The 18474-nt window shown below is 33.9% G+C and carries 18 protein-coding genes and 1 pseudogene; 11 read left to right on the plus strand and 8 right to left on the minus strand.

Going from position 1 to position 18474, the window contains the following annotated elements; all coding sequences use genetic code 11:
- Nucleotides 1–14 precede the first annotated feature (14 nt).
- Nucleotides 15–1055 carry a dual-specificity RNA methyltransferase RlmN gene (rlmN, locus tag ABD730_RS01570; protein WP_334467738.1) on the plus strand — a complete coding sequence of 347 codons (1041 nt, stop codon included), beginning with the start codon at nt 15–17 and terminating at the stop codon, nt 1053–1055.
- Between the two features lie 85 nt (nt 1056–1140).
- On the opposite strand, the gene ABD730_RS01575 is transcribed toward rlmN, so the two are convergent.
- Nucleotides 1141–2280 (minus strand): T9SS type A sorting domain-containing protein, encoded by a 1140-nt coding sequence (locus ABD730_RS01575; RefSeq protein ID WP_334467736.1) that lies wholly within the window; start codon nt 2278–2280, stop codon nt 1141–1143.
- Between the two features lie 135 nt (nt 2281–2415).
- On the opposite strand from ABD730_RS01575, the gene ABD730_RS01580 reads away from it, so the two are divergent.
- The 8 genes and pseudogenes from ABD730_RS01580 to ABD730_RS01615 all read left to right on the plus strand — a co-directional run bounded on the left by ABD730_RS01580 (nt 2416) and on the right by ABD730_RS01615 (nt 10372).
- Nucleotides 2416–3393, plus strand: coding sequence for a polyprenyl synthetase family protein (locus tag ABD730_RS01580; RefSeq protein ID WP_215928476.1), 978 nt, complete (start codon nt 2416–2418; stop codon nt 3391–3393).
- 135 nt (nt 3394–3528) lie between these two features.
- A complete protein-coding gene (locus ABD730_RS01585) occupies nt 3529–4092 on the plus strand; it encodes an RNA polymerase sigma factor (RefSeq protein WP_334467731.1) in 564 nt (187 codons plus the stop codon).
- Nucleotides 4079–4867 (plus strand): hypothetical protein, encoded by a 789-nt coding sequence (locus tag ABD730_RS01590; protein ID WP_344712080.1) that lies wholly within the window; start codon nt 4079–4081, stop codon nt 4865–4867. The genes ABD730_RS01585 and ABD730_RS01590 overlap by 14 nt, the downstream gene beginning before the upstream one ends.
- A 124-nt stretch (nt 4868–4991) precedes the next feature.
- Complete coding sequence (locus ABD730_RS01595) at nt 4992–6080, plus strand: hypothetical protein (RefSeq protein ID WP_344712082.1); 1089 nt, start codon at nt 4992–4994, stop codon at nt 6078–6080.
- Between the two features lie 277 nt (nt 6081–6357).
- Nucleotides 6358–6462, plus strand: a pseudogene (locus ABD730_RS01600) (cold-shock protein); the annotation flags it as partial.
- Nucleotides 6463–6695: 233 nt separating this feature from the next.
- Nucleotides 6696–7079 carry a hypothetical protein gene (locus ABD730_RS01605; RefSeq protein WP_334467725.1) on the plus strand — a complete coding sequence of 128 codons (384 nt, stop codon included), beginning with the start codon at nt 6696–6698 and terminating at the stop codon, nt 7077–7079.
- A gap of 12 nt (nt 7080–7091) precedes the next feature.
- The gene (locus tag ABD730_RS01610; RefSeq protein WP_344712084.1) at nt 7092–9677 is read left to right on the plus strand and encodes a DUF4132 domain-containing protein; all 2586 of its coding nucleotides are present in this window, start codon (nt 7092–7094) and stop codon (nt 9675–9677) included.
- Entirely contained in the window at nt 9677–10372 is a 696-nt protein-coding gene (locus ABD730_RS01615) for a HesA/MoeB/ThiF family protein (protein ID WP_344712086.1), read from the plus strand. The genes ABD730_RS01610 and ABD730_RS01615 overlap by 1 nt, the downstream gene beginning before the upstream one ends.
- A gap of 1 nt (nt 10373) precedes the next feature.
- Here the strand turns inward: ABD730_RS01615 and ABD730_RS01620 are convergent, their stop codons facing one another.
- The 4 genes from ABD730_RS01620 to ABD730_RS01635 all read right to left on the minus strand — a co-directional run bounded on the left by ABD730_RS01620 (nt 10374) and on the right by ABD730_RS01635 (nt 15539).
- A complete protein-coding gene (locus ABD730_RS01620) occupies nt 10374–12461 on the minus strand; it encodes an alpha-ketoacid dehydrogenase subunit alpha/beta (protein ID WP_344712088.1) in 2088 nt (695 codons plus the stop codon).
- A 373-nt stretch (nt 12462–12834) separates the two neighbouring features.
- The gene (locus tag ABD730_RS01625; protein WP_344712090.1) at nt 12835–13902 is read right to left on the minus strand and encodes a branched-chain amino acid aminotransferase; all 1068 of its coding nucleotides are present in this window, start codon (nt 13900–13902) and stop codon (nt 12835–12837) included.
- 64 nt (nt 13903–13966) lie between these two features.
- Nucleotides 13967–15301 (minus strand): dihydrolipoamide acetyltransferase family protein, encoded by a 1335-nt coding sequence (locus tag ABD730_RS01630; protein ID WP_344712092.1) that lies wholly within the window; start codon nt 15299–15301, stop codon nt 13967–13969.
- A complete protein-coding gene (locus ABD730_RS01635) occupies nt 15291–15539 on the minus strand; it encodes a GIY-YIG nuclease family protein (protein ID WP_344712093.1) in 249 nt (82 codons plus the stop codon). The genes ABD730_RS01630 and ABD730_RS01635 overlap by 11 nt, the downstream gene beginning before the upstream one ends.
- 266 nt (nt 15540–15805) lie before the next feature.
- On the opposite strand from ABD730_RS01635, the gene ABD730_RS01640 reads away from it, so the two are divergent.
- A complete protein-coding gene (locus tag ABD730_RS01640; protein ID WP_334467711.1) occupies nt 15806–16282 on the plus strand; it encodes an Lrp/AsnC family transcriptional regulator in 477 nt (158 codons plus the stop codon).
- Between the two features lie 81 nt (nt 16283–16363).
- Here ABD730_RS01640 and ABD730_RS01645 read toward each other — a convergent pair whose 3' ends face one another.
- On the minus strand, nt 16364–16960 hold the full coding sequence (locus ABD730_RS01645) for an acyltransferase (protein WP_344712095.1): 597 nt from the start codon (nt 16958–16960) through the stop codon (nt 16364–16366).
- Between the two features lie 104 nt (nt 16961–17064).
- Between ABD730_RS01645 and ABD730_RS01650 the strand changes: the two genes are divergently transcribed.
- On the plus strand, nt 17065–17355 hold the full coding sequence (locus ABD730_RS01650; RefSeq protein ID WP_344712096.1) for a hypothetical protein: 291 nt from the start codon (nt 17065–17067) through the stop codon (nt 17353–17355).
- Nucleotides 17356–17358: 3 nt separating this feature from the next.
- Here the strand turns inward: ABD730_RS01650 and ABD730_RS01655 are convergent, their stop codons facing one another.
- Both ABD730_RS01655 and ABD730_RS01660 read right to left on the minus strand, forming a co-directional pair.
- Nucleotides 17359–18111, minus strand: a complete 753-nt coding sequence (locus ABD730_RS01655; RefSeq protein ID WP_344712098.1) for an enoyl-CoA hydratase/isomerase family protein — start codon at nt 18109–18111, stop codon at nt 17359–17361.
- 39 nt (nt 18112–18150) lie between these two features.
- Nucleotides 18151–18468, minus strand: coding sequence for a GIY-YIG nuclease family protein (locus ABD730_RS01660; protein WP_344712101.1), 318 nt, complete (start codon nt 18466–18468; stop codon nt 18151–18153).
- Between the last annotated feature and the right edge of the window lie 6 nt (nt 18469–18474).

Genomic DNA, 18474 nt, shown 5'->3' on the forward strand with positions numbered 1-18474 from the left:
TACTTTTGCATCAAATGGAAGTAAAAAAGAAAGACATACGCGCTTTAACTAAAGAGCAACTTAGAGCATTCTTCGTAAAACAAGGCGATAAAGCCTTTAGAGGAAATCAAGTGTACGAATGGTTGTGGCAAAAATCAGCCTATAGTTTTGAAGATATGACCAATATATCTATAGAAACTAGACAAATGCTTGAGGATAATTTTGTTATTAATCATATCAAAGTAGATCAGATGCAACGGAGCTCTGATGGTACTATAAAAAATGCAGTACGATTACATGATGATTTAATTGTAGAATCAGTACTTATTCCAACAGCAACTAGAACCACAGCTTGTGTCTCTTCTCAAGTAGGTTGTAGTCTCGATTGTAGGTTTTGTGCAACAGCGCGATTAAAACGCATGCGAAATCTAAATCCAGATGAAATTTATGATCAAGTTGTTGCTATAGATAATGAAAGTAGATTATATCATAATAGACCTTTAAGTAATATTGTATTTATGGGAATGGGAGAACCTTTAATGAACTACAATAATGTTCTTAAAGCCATTGACAAAATTACTTCACCAGAAGGTTTGGGAATGTCTCCAAAGCGTATTGTGGTTTCAACTTCTGGAGTACCAAAAATGATTAAAAAAATGGCTGATGAAAATGTAAAGTTTAAGTTAGCGGTATCATTACATTCTGCAATAGATGACATACGTACATCTATAATGCCTTTTAATGCTACATTTCCTTTAGCCGATCTAAGAGAAGCGTTGCAATATTGGTATGCCGCAACTAAAAATAGAATTACTTATGAGTATGTCGTTTGGGATGGTATTAATGATAAACGAAAAGATGCTGAAGCATTGGTAGAGTTCTGCAAATTTGCTCCGAGTAAAGTCAACCTTATAGAATATAATCCAATTGACGATGGTGAATTTCAACAAGCCAACTCAAAAGCTATAGATATGTACGTATCCGTGCTAGAAGCTAATAATATTACTGTGACAGTAAGAAGAAGTAGAGGTAAAGATATTGATGCCGCTTGCGGACAATTGGCAAATAAAAGCTAAAACATAATGTGAATTTTTTAGTTTTAGAAATAAAAAAAAGCGGCAATTGCCGCTTTTTCTTGTAATATTAAAGAGCTATAATTAATTACTCTTTAGTAACTCTAAGAGTTTTAGTTTTAGTTCCAGAAGAAATCTTAACTAAGTAAAGACCTTTAGATAATTCTGATAAGTCAATAGATGAATTGTTTATTTCATTTTTAGTGAAATTTGCTACATTTTGACCAAGTAAGTTAAATACAGTTACATTATCAACATCTTGTGATGATTTAATATTTAAAACATCAGAAGTAGGATTAGGATATACATTAAGAGTTTCTAATGAAACTTCTTCTCCAATACTTAAGAATTGATCATCAGTTGTGAAACTCCAAACAGAACTTGTTGTGGTTCCAAAGCAATTGGTAATGTCAATACTCCAAAAATAAGTTGTACTAAGACCTAAACCTGTAATTAATACTCCATTTTCAATACCTTCAATTGCTTGTGACGGTGGATTGGTAGTACCAATATTTAATGTGTAGTTATCACCAGCGTTACCTGCGTCGTTCCAGCTAAAATTTAAGCCGCCATCAGCAGTAATACCAATAGCTGTTGCAGCATCAGCAGGCAGAGGAGTTGTTGCTACAGCAGGAGCTGCTGTTTCTGTACACTGAAAAACAGATATATTGTCAATAGACCAAGATATAGACCAATTACCTGTCCATACAAATCTTATTTGTGCATTAGTTACACCTGCTATTTCTGATATATCAAATAATTGAGAACCAGTTATAGTGGTATTAGGTGTACTTCCAATTGCAGTAGCATAAGTTTGAACGTTTACCCATGCACTACCATTGTACACTTCTATCTCACCAAGTCCTCCGAAATTTCCGTTGTAAACAGTGTCAAAAGTAAGTGTCGCTGAAGTTATAGAAGAAGCGTCAAAGACAGGGCTTGTTAGAGTGGTGTTCTCTGCACCTCCTTCAGAACCATAACCATCACTATCCATAGTAGCGTAGTTACCTTCTAAACCACTCTCATAAAGTAAAGTGTTAGGTGCCGTAAATCCTCCAGCTTCACCGCCAGTTTCAATTGTCCATATTTCGCCACTTGTTGTTAAATCTTCAATTGTCCAACCCGTCGGTACTGTAAGTCCAGCTTCAAAATCTTCAGACAATACTTCTTGAGCAAACATAAGGTTTGAAGCAAAAAATAATGCCAATAATAAAGTAGTTTTTTTCATGTGTTTTATGATTTTTTAGATTAATTCCATAAAGTTACAAATATTTTTGAGTACTAAAAGTTAAAATGCTATAATTCCTTTTTTTTTGAATGAAAAGCTAATAGAATTTGTAATTTTACAGAGTTAAAGTCTTTAATGAAAATAACCGAACAAATAAAACAACCTATTACTTATGAGATGGACCTTTTTGAACAAAAGTTCCAACTCTCAATGGCAAGTAAAGTAGCGCTTCTTAATCGTATTACACATTATATTGTAAACCGAAAAGGGAAACAAATGCGACCTATGTTTGTGTTCTTGGTTGCTAAAATGATGAACAATGGCGAGGTGAGTGAACGCACTTATAGAGGTGCTTCGGTTATTGAACTAATTCATACTGCGACTTTAGTTCATGATGATGTTGTTGATGACAGTAATAGAAGACGAGGTTTTTTCTCAATTAATGCGCTTTGGAAAAATAAAATAGCTGTTCTCATAGGAGATTTCTTATTGTCTAAAGGCCTCTTGCTTTCAATAGATAATAATGATTTTGATTTACTTAAAATTATTTCAGTTGCTGTTCGGGAAATGAGCGAAGGAGAGCTACTTCAAATCGAAAAGGCAAGACAACTCGATATTACTGAAGCTATTTATTATGAAATCATAAGACAAAAAACAGCGACTTTAATAGCCGCATGTTGTAGTCTTGGAGCCGCTTCAGTAAAACCCAATTCGCCAGAAGTGGAAACCATGCGAAAGTTTGGTGAGTTGATTGGTATGGCATTTCAAATTAAAGATGATTTATTTGATTATGGACAAGAAGCCATAGGTAAACCAACAGGTATAGATATTAAGGAGCAAAAAATGACCTTACCTTTAATATATGTTTTAAATAACTGTACCAAAAAAGAAAAATCTTGGCTTATTAATTCGGTTAAAAATCATAACAAAGATAAACAACGTGTTAAAGATGTTATTGCTTTTGTAAAGGATAATGGTGGTTTAGATTACGCCGTGTCTAAAATGAAAGCATTTCAAGAAGAAGCTCTAAATATTTTAGCAACTTATCCAGAATCACCATACAAAGCATCTCTAAAGCTTATGGTGGATTATGTTATTGATAGAAAAAAATAAATCACAATCAGCTCTTTTTGAGGTGTTTGTGTGTTTATTTGAATTATTTTCACTCTCCAGGCAACCCTTGGCTGCAAAATTGCGTCTTTATAAATAGAAAGCAACATGAAGCGTATTTAGAACTTAAAATTAAACATGAAAGTTATTCAACTTCATAAAAACGAAACAAAACTCATAGAGCGTGCTGCGAAGCAAAATCGTGAAGCGCAACATGTATTGTACGAGTTACATGCTCCAAAAATGCTTAGTGTTTGCAGGTACTATGTAAAGGATGTACATCAGGCAGAAGAAGTAATGTTAAATGGTTTCTTTAAAGTATTTAAGTACTTAAAATCATTTAAAAATGAAGGTAGTTTTGAAGGTTGGGTAAGACGAATAATGGTGCGAGAGGCTATTTCTTATATAAGACAACAAAAGCATATTGAATTTGCTGTAGAGGATGATTATTTAGAATACGATTCCTCAAACAATATCAATTCAAATATTGAAGTAGCAGAAATACAATTACTTATAGATAGTTTACCTGAAGGTTACCGAATGGTTTTTGTAATGTATGCTATAGAAGGGTACAAGCATCAGGAAATTGCCGAACTATTAAAAATTTCTGAAGGCACATCAAAGTCGCAATTATTTAAAGCAAGACAAATGCTTCAGAAAAAAATTAAAGAATTAAATAACAACAGTTATGGCTCCAATTAAATTTGAAGAAAATATAAAAGATAAGCTCGAAAAACGAACCTTATCTCCAACATCAGAGAGTTGGTCTAAATTATCAGATCGGTTAGATGAAGACGAAAAGAAATCTAAAAAACCAATGTATTGGTGGTTAAGTATTGCAGCGGGATTATTGATTTTGATGGCTATATCAATACCGTTTTTTAACAACAATGATTCAGAAGTGATTCAGCCTCGAATGGTCGAAGAAGAAGCAATTAAAGAGCATATCCAAAAAGAAACGATACAACCAGAGCAAAAAGAATCTATTGAATTAGCAAATGAAGCACATGGAGTAGAAGATAAGAGTCAAGAAGCGTTGCCAAGCGTTAAAACATCTAAAATAATAGATTATAAAAAAGCAGGTAAACTAAATTCAGAATCTAAAACTCAATTGGCGGAGAATCGTGAAGTGTTAGAAAATCCAACTGCAATTACTACAAATAAAAAGGTAAATCAGGAATTGCAAACAGAAATTGATGAGACTATTATCAAAAATGCCATAGCAGAAGCCATGGAAACCTTAAAGTCTGAAAACAATTCGGTTACAGAACAAGAAATCGATTCGTTATTAAAACTCGCAAGTAAAGAATTGTTTAGAGAAAAACTACAAAAAGAAACATCAAAAACAGTTGATGCTACTCAGCTATTAGAAAGTGTTGAAGACGAAATGGGGCAATCTTTTAGAACTAAAGTTTTTGAAGCTTTAAAAGATAGTTACGAATCTGTAAAAACTGCAGTTGCAGATCGTAATAACTAATATTTATTTGAAATAAAAGAATCACATATTCATAAATATAAAATAAGAAATAGATGAGGAAATAAGAACTCTCATCAGAAGAATCAAATCAATAAATCATCAATAAATCAAAAAACGAACAGTTATGAAAACAATTACAAGATTGGTAGTATACTTAGTGTTATCTCTAACATTTGCTACAGTTCAAGGGCAGGAAACAAAAAAGGACAGCATACAAAAGTCGGCAAACGAATTAAAAATTAAAACACTTACAAGCCTCAAATCAAAAATAGAAAGTGAGGAACGCGAATTTCTGAAAATAGAAATAACATCAATTAATAAACGCTTAGACGATGGAAAAATAACAGCAGCAGAGGCGGAAGATTTAAAGAAAGAAGCTGCAAAAAAAAGAGCTTTAAATATTGAAAATAGATTAGCGATTATTGACAATAAAATTGCTTTATTAGAACGAAATGATAAGGTGGAAGATGCTAGTGGTGATGGATTTACATTTAGAATCGGTGCCGATGATAACTCTAGTGATAGTTTTATTTATTTTGGAAATCCATCAAAAGATAAACCTAGAAAATACGATAGACGTACATCTACAGATATTGTCTTTGCCTTTGGATTTAATAATGCTTTAATCGACGGTCAAGATTTGGAAGATTCGCCATACAAATTAGGTGGATCTGGGTTTATAGAATTGGGTTACGCATGGAAAACGCGAATCTTTGATAATACCAACTTCTGGAGATTGAAATATGGTTTTTCTTTACAATGGAATAAGTTAAAGATTAAAGATAATAACTATTTAGTTAATACCGATGGAGACATTTCTTTACAAGAATATCCTATAGATGCCGATAAAATAAAATTTAGAACAACAAATTTGGTATTCCCGATGCATATAGAATTTGGCCCTTCCAAAAAGATTGAAAAAGAAGATTATTTTAGATATTCAACACACAAAAAACTAAAAATAGGGTTAGGAGGTTATGCCGGTTTAAACTTGGGGAATATGCAAAAGATAAAGTATAAAGAAGATGGTGAACGCGAAAAAGAGAAACAACGTGATCAATTTGAAGTAAGCGAATTTATCTACGGACTAAGCGGATATATAGCTTTAGGTGATGTCGCTTTATATGTTAAATACGATCTGAATCCATTGTTTAAAAATCAAGTGGTAGACCAAAATAACATATCTGTCGGATTACGATTCGATATGGATTAAATCAATCAATCAATCAATCAATCAATCAATCAATTTTTGAGTGTTAGAAAAGCCTAAGTCTAAATTTTAGATTTAGGCTTTTTGTGTTTTAAATTAGTAATTTAATAAAGCTTCAATTTTAGCTTTTACTTTGTCCGTTGAAGGAATCATGGTTTGCTCTAAAGTTGAATTTAAAGGAATTGTGTGGCATATTCTCGCTTTCAATAATCATTACCGGTATATTTAAAGTAATCTTCTTGAATAGTTTTTATGGCTTCCAACTCATTAAATTCTTGAACATATTTCAGGTTTAGTTGATGCGATTAGAGAAGGTGATAATGTAGAATTCGATTTAGCAGAAGGAAAAAAAGGATTAAACGCAGTTAATGTAAAAGTTATATAAGTATATATCGTACAATCTTTTTAAGAGTAAAGCCTATCTTTTTAGATAGGCTTTTTTTATGTTTAATGTCTGAAGTACCTGCTCCTAATTAGCATATGATTTCCATGAAGGACTAGTGTTAATATAAAAGCTTCGTATGACGTACAATAGCCTATATTTTAAAATTTAACCTAAAAAAGACAGACCTCCATTATAATTTTAATAACTTAACTTCTTAAATAAACTTCTGTTTTATGAACACAATAACAATTCAAGATGAAAGTGCTGCAGGTGATATATTAAATGAAATAACACTGAAATTTAATGAAGAATATATTACAGTTTCTGAGCTTATCAAGGCTCGAATAGAATTGGAGATTTCGCGGTATAATGACAACGTAGAAACTTATAAAAAAGGCTTAGTTACACCAGGTCAATTAGAGTCTAAACTCAATAACAAAAAAAGCAAATCTATAGATGTAGAAAAGCAATTATACATCGCTTTAGACGCTTTTAAAACTAATGGCTTTATTTTACTTGTTGATGATCAACAAGTGGAAAACATCCATCAAAAAGTACTTGTCGATAAGTCAACAACAGTATCATTCATTAAATTAACACCATTAGTTGGTGGATAAATCATCCTAGAAATGCTTAATATTTTCAAGAAAAAAACAACTCCATCAAAATTTAAATATATTGATGACATTATTACAAAAGTTAATTCTTCAGTAAGTTATGTATACAGTTCTAATGATCTTTCGGGAAATTCCGAATATGAGAATTTAAAAAAAGAATCTAAGACCTACCAAAAACAATATATTATAGATAGCGTCAATTACATTGAAGAAATCCTCAACAGAGAATTTGAAAATCAACAAAAATCAGTAAAAAAGAGAGACAATGATATCTATAGGTATCGCTTGACTGCATTTGCAATATTAAATGGATTAATGCGCAGAAATCTTGATTATACCGAGAAAGAATGGATAAGTCTATTTGAATTAGTCAATGAAAAAATTATAGCTTTAAATAGAAACGCCTATGGTTTTTCTCTAAGTGATTTTCCAACAAACTACGCTATTCAACAAATTGAGCGCACTATTAAAAAAGAAGGACTATCGGATGAATTATCTAACTTTATTAAAAGCATGTTGGAATGGAATAGTCTTACCGATACCTCCACTAGTTATTGGGGAAGTGATCTTAAGAAATCAGTTTCAAAATTGAGTAAAATAGTACAAGTCGACGGAGAATTTGTCCCGTTTATATTAAAAACAAATGATATTGGAAACGAAGTAAACGCGATTGTTAATCATAGTGGTGAAAATGTAAATGAACTTCATCAATTATTATTCTTAACCTATGATGCTACAAGCTCTAAACCTTCTAAAAAATTTCAAGCACAAACAGAAAAGTTAATAAATGCTATTGGAAAAAATAAGTATCGAAAAATTGCTCAAGAAATTCTTTCCATTGCTGTAAGTCATCCTATTTCAGAGAAAACAGAGACTTATACATATTCAAATGAAGTAAGAGAGTACACGCAATATTCATATTTATGCGATCCTAGCAAACAATTCATAAAAGGAATTATCTGGACAATGTCCCCTTTTTCAGATAAAGAAACATTACATATATTAAGTAAACTCCTTGAAAAATCGTATACCAAAATGCCAGGAGTTGGTCCAGCAGCAGCAGCTATAGGTAACGCATGCATTTACGTAATGGGTAACATGAGAGGAAAAGATGGATTGGGGGCTTTATCTCGAATAAAATTAAAACTAAAACAAAATAACGTTAAAAAGAGCATAGACAAATATCTTGTGGAAGGTGCAAAAAAATACAACGTTTCGGTTGAAGAACTCAAGGAAATGGCTGTTCCCGATTTTCAATTAGAAGGTGGAATTAAATCTGTTTTGTTTGAAGACTATAGTCTCAATATTTCTATCACAGAAAGCAAGGTCAACCAACAATGGATAAAACCCGATGGTAAGAGTATGAAATCTGTACCATCAACTGTTAAAAACTCTACAAAGCTAAGCAATCAACTTAAAGAATTACGTAAGGAAATCAAAGAAATCCAAAAGGTATATTCAGCTCAAAAACAAAGAATTGATAATCAATTTATTCTCAATAGAAGTTGGGATTTCCCTTCTTTTAAAAAGTATTATTTAAATCATGGTTTAGTCAATCCTATTTCAACAAAACTTATTTGGACAATTAAAAATGAAACCCAATCTACTTCTGTTTTATGGATAGATAATACATGGCAAAATGCTAATGGTGAAATAATAAGTTGGATTGATGACAATTGCACCGTACAACTCTGGCATCCTGTTTTTGCTACTGAAAAAGAAATAGTTGATTGGAGAGATAGAATTATAGACTTAGAATTAAAACAACCCATTAAACAAGCATTTCGGGAGCTTTATATTCTAACAGACGCAGAAATTAATACGCAAACCTATTCTAACAGAATGGCGGCTCATATTTTAAAACAACACCAATTTAATGCCCTTGCGGGACTTCGTGGTTGGAAATATTCATTAATGGGAGCTTATGATGATGGGCGTGATGACGAATTGTGTTCAAAATATTTACCTGAACACCAAATAACTGCGGAATATTGGGTTGATGAACTCAATGACCACGATGCTTATAACGATGCTGGAATTTGGCTATATGTTGCCACAGATCAAGTAAAGTTTAAAAATGCTGATGGCCATGTCATGAATCTAATTGATGTTCCAAAAATTGTTTTTTCGGAAATTATGCGCGATGTCGATTTGTTTGTTGGAGTATGTAGTGTCGGAAATGACCCAGAATGGCAAGATAATAATGGAGATAGACAAACGCATAGAGATTATTGGACATCCTATTCATTTGGGGATTTAACAGAAATTGCAAAAACCCGAAAATCTATTCTTGAAAGATTACTTCCAAGGCTAAGTAAAATTAAAGACAAAGCTACTATTGATGGTAAGTTTTTAATTGTTCAAGGAACTATAAGAACCTACAAAATACATATTGGTAGTGGAAATATTTTGATGGAACCTAACGATCAATATTTATGTATTGTACCTTCTAGATCACCTAACAAATCAACCGACAAATTATTTATTCCTTTCGAAGGTGATAAAGGTTTATCTATTGTTTTAAGCAAGGCTTTTCTTCTAGCTGAGGACACTAAAATTACAGACACAACGATTTTAAGCCAAATTAACCGAAACTAATGACGTCATTTTTTGAAGTACATGAAAAATGTATAGGCAAAGAAAAAATTGATCTGCTGAAGAATTCACGAATTGCTGTTGTAGGACTTGGTGGATTAGGCTGTTCTGTTGCTATGGGATTAACCCGTTTAGGAATCAACAAATTAGTATTAGTTGATAATGATAAAATAGAACAGTCTAATGTTGCCAGACAAATTCTATTTACAAAGTCTAATATCGGAGCATCAAAAGTTGAAACTGCTAAACATGCTTTAACAGCGATTTTTGGCGATCTAGATATCACATGCATTCAAGATTATATAACAGTTAAGAACGGCATTAACTTCTTAGAAAATACAGATATTATTGTCGACTGTACCGACAATTATATGGCGCGTTATGCCATTAGCAAAACTTGTGAATCAATTAAAAAACCCATGGTTTTTGGAGGGGTTCAAGGATTTGAAGGACAAATTGGTGTTTTTAATTATAAAAACAATAAAGCATTTCACCATATTTTTCCAGATATTAACTCGCTGTTAAACGTTGAAAATTGTGAAGCTTCCGGAGTACTTCCGTTTGTTGTACAAACAGTTGCTAACTTTCAGGTTATAGAAACCTATAAAATAATATGTAACGAGAACAATGTTCTAAACAATCAACTCTTATGTATTAATACACTTTCAAATAAGAGTCGAATTCTACATTTAAAATAAGTTAATACTCTAACAATAAACTAATTTTACTTTTCACTTTTTCAGTTGAAGGAATCATGGTTTGCTCTAAAGTTGAATTCAAAGGAATTGCAGGCATATTCTCACTACCAATAGTCATCACTGGTGCGTCTAAATATTTAAAGCATTCTTCCTGAATTTTTCCAGCTAATGCGCGAGCAAAACTATTGTTTGAAGGCTCTTCTGTTACAACAAGACACTTTCCTGTTTTCTTAACCGATGTCATAATCGTGTCTTCATCTAAAGGAAACAACGTACGTAAATCAATAACTTCTATTTGATCTTGCATCCCTAATTCTTCCGATGCATTCATTGCCCAATGCACTCCCATTCCGTAAGTAACAATAGTTAATGTCTCTACATTTTCTTGTTTCCAAATTTCTTGTAAAACCCATGCTTTACCAAAAGGCAATACATAATCTTCACTTGGCTCCACAGAGGTTGCGCCTTGCGTTCCTGGCACTTTAGACCAATATAAACCTTTGTGTTCTAAAATTACAACTGGATTAGGATCATAGTAAGCTGCTTTCATTAAACCTTTTAAATCTGCTCCATTACTTGGATATGCTATTTTAATACCACGAATATTTGTAATTACAGATTCTACTGAAGATGAATGGTAAGGTCCTCCGCTTCCATAAGCACCAATTGGCACTCTAAGAATCATTGATACTGGCCATTTACCGTTAGACAAATAGCAACTTCTACTGACTTCTGTAAATAACTGATTTAAGCCTGGCCAAATATAATCCGCAAACTGAACCTCAACAATTGGTTTTAATCCAACGGCACTCATCCCAGCGGTTGAACCAACAATAAAGGCTTCTTGAATTGGTGTATTGAAAACGCGATCGTCTCCAAATTTTTGTGCTAAGGTTGCTGCTTCTCTAAAAACACCACCAAGTCTTCCACCAACATCTTGTCCATAGAGTAGACATTCTTTATGCTTTTTCATTAATTCTTCTACAGCGAAAAGTGCACAATCTACCATCACTACTTTTTCGGAACCTTCTGGTGAACGCGTTCCTTTTTCCTCGGTAATTGGTGTTGGCACAAAATCGTTGGTAAATAAATCCTCAGGTTTTGGATCTTCGGCTAATAACGCTCTTTCAAAATCGGATTGTACTTTCGTTTTCGCTAAATTTTCTATATCCTCAACTTCTTTTTCTGAGAAGCCAACATCTAATAATTGTTGCTTTAAAACTGGATAAGGATCACGAGAACTCGCTTCGTCTAAATCATCGCGATACCATTCCATTCTTACACCAGAAGTATGGTGATTTAATAACGGTACTTTTGCGTGCACTAAAAAGGGTCTGCGCTCTGTACGAATCGTTTCTATGACTTTTTCTAATGCTTCATAGCTTTCTGTAAAATTGGCTCCATCTATTGAGATAGCGTCTAAACCTTTAAATCCTTGTGCGTATTCAAACGCATTTTGCGCTCTAGTTTCTGCTGCATTTGCACTAATATCCCAACCATTATCTTGTACTAAATATAAGATTGGCATTTGCTTTAATGCTGCCATTTGGAACGCTTCTGCTATTTCACCTTCGGTTACAGAGGCATCTCCTAAACTACAAACGGTAATTGGTTTTAGAGCGTTCTCGACTGCGCTCGAACTGACAGGATCAGATTCTAAACTAGAATCGTCTAAACCTTGTAATTCTTTATACTGCATTCCCATAGCAACTCCTGTTGCTGGAATGGTTTGCATTCCTGTTGCAGAGGATTGGTGTGGAATTTTTGGTTTATCGTCGTCCTTTAAACTTGGATGCGAATAGTAGGTTCTTCCTCCAGAAAATGGATCGTCTTTTTTAGCTAACAATTGCAACATTAAATCGTAAGGCTCTAAACCAAATGATAACAACATGGCATCGTCTCTGTAATATGGAAACGCATAATCTTGAGGTAATAATTGAAGTCCTAAAGCTATTTGAATGGCTTCGTGTCCTCGAGATGTTGCATGTACATATTTTGAAACTTGTTTAAAATTAGCTTCGTATAATTCTGCCATTGCTTTTGCTGTGCAGAGTTTTGAAAATCCTTTTTTTAGTGTTTCTTTTTTCATCTTTAGTGACCGCGAAAGCGGTTATCTTTTCTCATTTCCCATGAAAATGGGAATCTCATTAATTAAATATTTTACTCAGTCTATGGATTCCTGCCTTCGCAGGAATGACAAACCTCACGTCAGTTCGAGTAAAATTGCTTTTCTTGCAATTTTGTATCGAGAACTTTACATGACTTCTCGAAACAATTCTGATAAAAAATCGGAATCACTCGAAGTGACATTGCTCACCCGTTAGGGATTACTCATTCATTCTTATTTGATAAATTAGAACTCATGATTGCTTCGCAGTTGAGGCTTTGTTGAAGCTCTTTTTTGTTTTTTCAAAAAAAGCGACTGCCGAAAGTACGACCCTTGTGGTAACGCCCAAATCACTCTAAGCTAATTCTTTTTCTACTTTAGTCATCCAATTAAATTGGTCGTCTAGCTTGCCCGTTTTAATGGCATTTAGCGTATCATTAACTTCTAATCCTATAGGGCTTTCATCAGAAACATGAATTGTCTCTCCTTCTAATCCAATCTCTTGAATATAAGCTATGCCAACGGCTGTTCCTGTTCCGAAGGCTTCTTCTAAAGTCCCATTTTCTGATGCTTTTTTAATTTCATCAATAGTGATTTTTCGTTCTGTTACTGTGAAATTCATAGCACGTAACATCTCTATAACACTTGCTCTAGTGATACCATGTAAAACTGAACCATCGAGTTCTGGTGTGATAAATTCTCCATTAATTTTGAAGAAAATATTCATGGTGCCAACTTCTTGAATATACTTGTGCTCTGCGGCATCTAACCATAACACCTGATCATAACCTTTGGCCTTGGCTAATTCCGTTGGACGAATTGCTGCTGCATAATTTCCAGCGGCTTTAGCTTCACCCGTTCCACCTTGTGCTGCTCTAATGAATTGCTTTTCTGCCCATAATTTAATGCGTTTACTAAAAAATGGACCCGCTGGTGATGCCATTATTATAAACTTATAATGGGTTGCTGCACGCATACCAATAAAAGGCTCATCGGCATACATGAATGGTCTTAAATAGAGTGCGCTTCCATCGGTTGGCGGAATCCAATTGTGCTCTAAGCCGACTAATTCTTTAAGTCCTTCTACAAATAAATCTTCAGGAATATGAGGCATTCCCATTCGGTCTGCACTTTTGTTTAAACGCTTGGCATTTTCTTCTGGTCGAAACAACATTGGTGCACCTTCGGTATCTTTATAGGCTTTCATCCCTTCAAAAATAGCTTGTCCGTAATGTAAAGCCATTGCAGCTGGATGTGTAGGAATTAATCCTAATGGTTCAATTCTTGGGTTAACCCATTCTCCGTTTTCGTAGTCGCAAATAAACATGTGATCGGTGAATGTGGTGCCTAATGGAATATTGTTGAAGTCTAAGGCATCAACTTTTGATGTTTCTACTTTAGTGATTGAAATGTTAGGTTTCATATATGTATGTTTTTTAGAGTGTTTAAAACACCCCTAAAGTCCCCTCAAGGGGACAATTCTGAATTTATATTTCTCTATTACTATCAAATTGTTCAAAATAATCGGCTACGCGTCGTACAAAGCTTCCGCCTAAAAAACCATCTACGACTCTGTGGTCGAATGATAATGATAAATACATCATACTACGAATAGCGATTTCATCTCCTTTTTCAGTGGTGATGACTTCTGGTCTTTTCTTAATGATTCCCAATGCTAAAATGGCAACTTCTGGCTGATTGATTATTGGTGTTCCCATGACACTACCAAAAGTTCCTACGTTAGAAATTGTGAAGGTGCTGCCATTTATATCGTCTCCTGCGAGCTTATTCTCTCTAGCTTTATTGGCGAGTTCATTGACGTTACTAGCAATTGTTTTCAAATCTTTAGTATCTGCATTTTTTACTACAGGAACGATTAGGTTTCCACTTGGTAATGCGGTTGCCATTCCAATATTGATATCTTCTTTTACAATGATGTTATTTCCATCGACAGAAGCATTAATATTTGGAAAATCTTTAACGGCTTTAGCTACGGCTTCTACAAATAAAGGTGTGAAGGTTAAACGCTCTCCATGCTTTTCTTGAAAGGCTACTTTGTTAGCATTACGCCAGTTGACCATATTGGTCATATCAGCTTCCACATAAGCGGTAACATGAGGCGAGGTATGTTTGGAATAGACCATGTGATCTGCAATCATTTGGCGCATTCTGTCCATTTCGATGACTTTTCCTTTGCCTTTATCGAAATTTAATTGCGGAATTCTATAAGCCGTTGGATCTTGCGTTACAGCTTGTGCAAATTTATAAGGTCGTCCGTCTTCTATATACTGAAACACATCGCTTTTGCGTAATCTGCCTTCATTTCCTGTAGCGGGAATTCGTGCTAATTCTTCAAAACTGATGTGATGTTCTTTCGCTATTTTTATGATTAATGGAGAAAAGAAAGTGTTAGTATTATTTACCGAAAATGAAGTTGAATTCGAATTGGCAGGCTGCTGAACTGGCTTTGGTCTTTTAGTCTTAGCCTTGTTCTTGACTGCGCTCGAAGGGACAGCTTTAGATTCATTTAGTGTTTTGGATTTCTTCACTTCTTCTGAAAGGTCTAAAATCGCTAGAACTTCTCCTACAGGAACCACATCTTTAGCTTGAAACATGGTTTTTACTAATGTTCCAGATGCTGGTGCAGGTACTTCGTTATCTACTTTATCTGTGGCGACTTCAAGAATAATATCTCCTTCTTCGAATGCATCGCCTTCAGCTATTAACCAATTGATAATAGTTCCTTCAGTAATACTTTCACCCATTTTGGGCATCTTTAATTCAAATATTCCTGCGAAGGCAGGAACCTTTTTATCTTTCATCTCTCAATCTATTAAAGTCTATATTCCAATTATCACTAATATCAACCCAACTTGGATTCATATCTTCAATTAATTTTATTTTCCAATCACGCTTCCACTTTTTCAATCGTTTTTCTCTAACAATTGCTTCTTCCGCTTTACTATATTCTTCAAAATATACTAGTTTATTACAATTATATTTTGATGTAAATGAATCTGGATATATTTTTAATTTGTGTTCTTTCACTCGTTCTTCCAAATTATAAACTAATAAGATTCCTGCATGCGCAGGAAGTTGGTTCCTTTAGTAATACTTTCACCCATTTTGGGCATCTTTAATTCAAAAGTCATCAAGCGAATATAGTTTAGGATTATAAGAATTAAAGATAATATATATCGAATTATACAATTGTTAAAATCTTTTAATTTACTATTAAAAAGGATATTATTCTTTATTTAAATAATATTACAGATGATTTATCTTTTAATCCTTAAATTTGCCGCTTTAAAACAACTAATTTTCTCATGTCACATACACTCGATAACATAGACACACAACTACTCACCATACTTCAAAAGAATAGCAATCGGACGACCAAAAGTATTGCTGAAGAACTCGGCATGAGCACTTCACCAATATTTGAACGCATTAAAAAATTAGAAAAGGAAGGTTATATTGAAAAATATGTGGCTGTTTTAAACAATAAGAAAATCGGCTTAAAACTGACTGTTTTTATAGGTATTACCTTGCAAGGGCATACCCGAAGTTATTTGGAAAAATTTGTAAAGGAAATTAATAACTTCCCGGAAGTTGTAGAATGCCACAGGGTCAGCGGGAATTTTGATTATTTATTGAAACTCGTCGTTGAAGATATTGAAGCTTATGAAACCTTTATCATTTCAAAATTGACACTACTTCCTTATTTAGGAAATGTACAAAGTTTGATTGCGTTATCGACAAGTAAAGAAACGAATGAGATTGATTTGAGTCGAGTGTTGTAGACCTGTAAGGTTTTTGAAAACCTGATAGAGCTTCTCGATATAATTCCGATAAAAATCGGAATCACTCGAAGTGACATCATCTTATTTTTTGAATGTTTCTCGAAGTGTTTTATAAACATCATCCTGCATTTTCATATTCTCAGGCACTTCTCGTAATGGCTCAACGGCTTTTAAACTCTCGTGGCAATCTGCAGGTAATTGCTGATACAATTGCGTGCCTTTTGTTTTCCACGAAATCATCTCATCACTAACCTGCTTGATGACTTTTGCAGGATTACCAACGACTAAACTTCGCTTTGGAATTTTTGTTTCGGCTTTTACAAATGCCATGGCACCTACTATAGATTCGTCTCCAATTTCGGCATCGTCCATAATTACGGTGTTCATACCTATTAAGCAATTTCTGCCCAAATTCGCACCGTGAATAATGGCTCCATGGCCAACGTGTGCACTTTCTTTTAGGGTAATGGACTTACCTGGAAACATGTGTACTGTACAGTTTTCTTGGACGTTTACTCCATCTTCTAAAATGATTTGTCCCCAATCGCCACGAATAGCTGCTCCTGGACCAATATAACAATTTTTACCAATGATGACGTTTCCTGTTACTGCCGCTAAGGGGTGCACGAAACTGGATTCGTGAACGACTGGAGTATAGCCTTTAAAACTGTAAATCATATTTTATTAAAACTTATTAAATTGTTAAATATTCATAAAAATCACAAAAAAACGTAAAGTTTTGTGTATTTAAACCTACTATCCTCAAATAAACACAACAAATTATGAATCACCTAACATCATCTTATACTATACAAAAAGAGGATATACCTCAATTAAAATTTTCTAAAACAGAAACTTTAAGTAGTCCTATAAAAAGAAAACTAAGATCTCATTATTTAGAGCGTGCTACACAATTAGGCAACTTACTAAAAACTAAAGTAAAAATCTATTTTATGGATAGCACCAATAAATTAATAAGTGTAAACACAACTATTTGGGCCGTTACCTCTAATTTTGTTGTCTTAAAACAAGGCATTACCATCCCAAAACATAGTATTATTTACATTGAGTAAATCTTATTTAAAGCCCTTTAGTTTTTCTTTTGTAAAGTCGGAAAGCACCAATCTACCACTAGTTTGAGCACGTTCGGCCAAAAGTGAATCCCAATCGTCTGTGCCTTGCCAGAATACTTTTTTCATTTCTAGCATCGCTTCTGTGTTATAGGTACATAAATGTTCTGCTGTTGTTTTTACAGCTTCATCTAGTTCTTCTGTACTATCATAAACTTGCGTGAATAAGCCTTTTTGTTTTGCCCATTCTGCAGGATAAAATGTATTGGCGTCAATTGCGATTTGCGACATGGCGCTTAATCCCATTTTACGCTCGATTGCTGGTCCGACTACAAATGGTCCAATACCAATATTTAATTCGCTTAACTTAATAGCTGCGAATTTAGATGCCATACAATAATCGGTTGCAGCAGCAAGACCAACACCACCTCCAACGGTTTTCCCTTGAATGCGGCCGATAATAAATTTCGGACATTTACGCATCGCATTAATCACATTTGCTAAACCCGAAAAGAATACTTTTCCTGTTGCGGCATCATTGATGTTTATTAGTTCTTCAAAGCTAGCTCCTGCGCAAAAGGTTCTGTCTCCGCCACTTTTAAGAACGACCACTTTAATAGCGTCGTTAGTTCCAGCATCCGAAATGGTTTGCGCTAGTTTTGCTAATACATCTCCAGGTAAGGAATTGTGAGCAGGATGGAAAAACTCGATGTATCCTACTTCGTTTTGTATATCTAATGTTACGTATGGTGTGTTCATATTCTTAGTTTGTCAATGCGCACTTGTTGCGCATTCGTATTAATCTTTGTTCTTATTATATTTAAAAAGCTCCCAATCTAAACTCAAATCCATCCATTCCGGATTCATTTCTGTTATTAGATTTCTCTTCCATTCTTTTTTCCATTTCTTAATAGTCTTTTCTCTTTTGATGGCGATTCGTATATCTGAATGCACTTCAAAATAAACTAATTTTTTAATGTTATAATGCCCAACATGAGTTCCAAAAGTTGCTGCTTTGTGTTCACTCATTCGTCGTTCAATATTATTTGTTACACCAACATAAAAGAGGTGATTTCTTTCATGTGTTAAAATGTATGTATAATATTTTTTAGACATTTCGTT

The organism is Winogradskyella damuponensis (genome assembly GCF_039538385.1).
In the GTDB taxonomy this organism is placed as follows: domain Bacteria; phylum Bacteroidota; class Bacteroidia; order Flavobacteriales; family Flavobacteriaceae; genus Winogradskyella; species Winogradskyella damuponensis.

What these genes read in the sequence shown, in the direction of transcription:
- ABD730_RS01630 (WP_344712092.1), bottom strand. Translation starts at nt 15,301, where the DNA reads ATGAAAGATAAAAAGGTTCCTGCCTTCGCAGGAATATTTGAATTAAAG.
- ABD730_RS01575 (WP_334467736.1), bottom strand. Translation starts at nt 2,280, where the DNA reads ATGAAAAAAACTACTTTATTATTGGCATTATTTTTTGCTTCAAACCTT.
- ABD730_RS01620 (WP_344712088.1), bottom strand. Translation starts at nt 12,461, where the DNA reads ATGAAAAAAGAAACACTAAAAAAAGGATTTTCAAAACTCTGCACAGCA.
- ABD730_RS01605 (WP_334467725.1), top strand. Translation starts at nt 6,696, where the DNA reads ATGAACACAATAACAATTCAAGATGAAAGTGCTGCAGGTGATATATTA.
- ABD730_RS01615 (WP_344712086.1), top strand. Translation starts at nt 9,677, where the DNA reads ATGACGTCATTTTTTGAAGTACATGAAAAATGTATAGGCAAAGAAAAA.
- ABD730_RS01645 (WP_344712095.1), bottom strand. Translation starts at nt 16,960, where the DNA reads ATGATTTACAGTTTTAAAGGCTATACTCCAGTCGTTCACGAATCCAGT.
- ABD730_RS01640 (WP_334467711.1), top strand. Translation starts at nt 15,806, where the DNA reads ATGTCACATACACTCGATAACATAGACACACAACTACTCACCATACTT.
- ABD730_RS01595 (WP_344712082.1), top strand. Translation starts at nt 4,992, where the DNA reads ATGAAAACAATTACAAGATTGGTAGTATACTTAGTGTTATCTCTAACA.
- ABD730_RS01650 (WP_344712096.1), top strand. Translation starts at nt 17,065, where the DNA reads ATGAATCACCTAACATCATCTTATACTATACAAAAAGAGGATATACCT.
- ABD730_RS01590 (WP_344712080.1), top strand. Translation starts at nt 4,079, where the DNA reads ATGGCTCCAATTAAATTTGAAGAAAATATAAAAGATAAGCTCGAAAAA.
- ABD730_RS01585 (WP_334467731.1), top strand. Translation starts at nt 3,529, where the DNA reads ATGAAAGTTATTCAACTTCATAAAAACGAAACAAAACTCATAGAGCGT.
- rlmN (WP_334467738.1), top strand. Translation starts at nt 15, where the DNA reads ATGGAAGTAAAAAAGAAAGACATACGCGCTTTAACTAAAGAGCAACTT.
- ABD730_RS01580 (WP_215928476.1), top strand. Translation starts at nt 2,416, where the DNA reads ATGAAAATAACCGAACAAATAAAACAACCTATTACTTATGAGATGGAC.
- ABD730_RS01655 (WP_344712098.1), bottom strand. Translation starts at nt 18,111, where the DNA reads ATGAACACACCATACGTAACATTAGATATACAAAACGAAGTAGGATAC.
- ABD730_RS01625 (WP_344712090.1), bottom strand. Translation starts at nt 13,902, where the DNA reads ATGAAACCTAACATTTCAATCACTAAAGTAGAAACATCAAAAGTTGAT.
- ABD730_RS01610 (WP_344712084.1), top strand. Translation starts at nt 7,092, where the DNA reads ATGCTTAATATTTTCAAGAAAAAAACAACTCCATCAAAATTTAAATAT.
- ABD730_RS01660 (WP_344712101.1), bottom strand. Translation starts at nt 18,468, where the DNA reads ATGTCTAAAAAATATTATACATACATTTTAACACATGAAAGAAATCAC.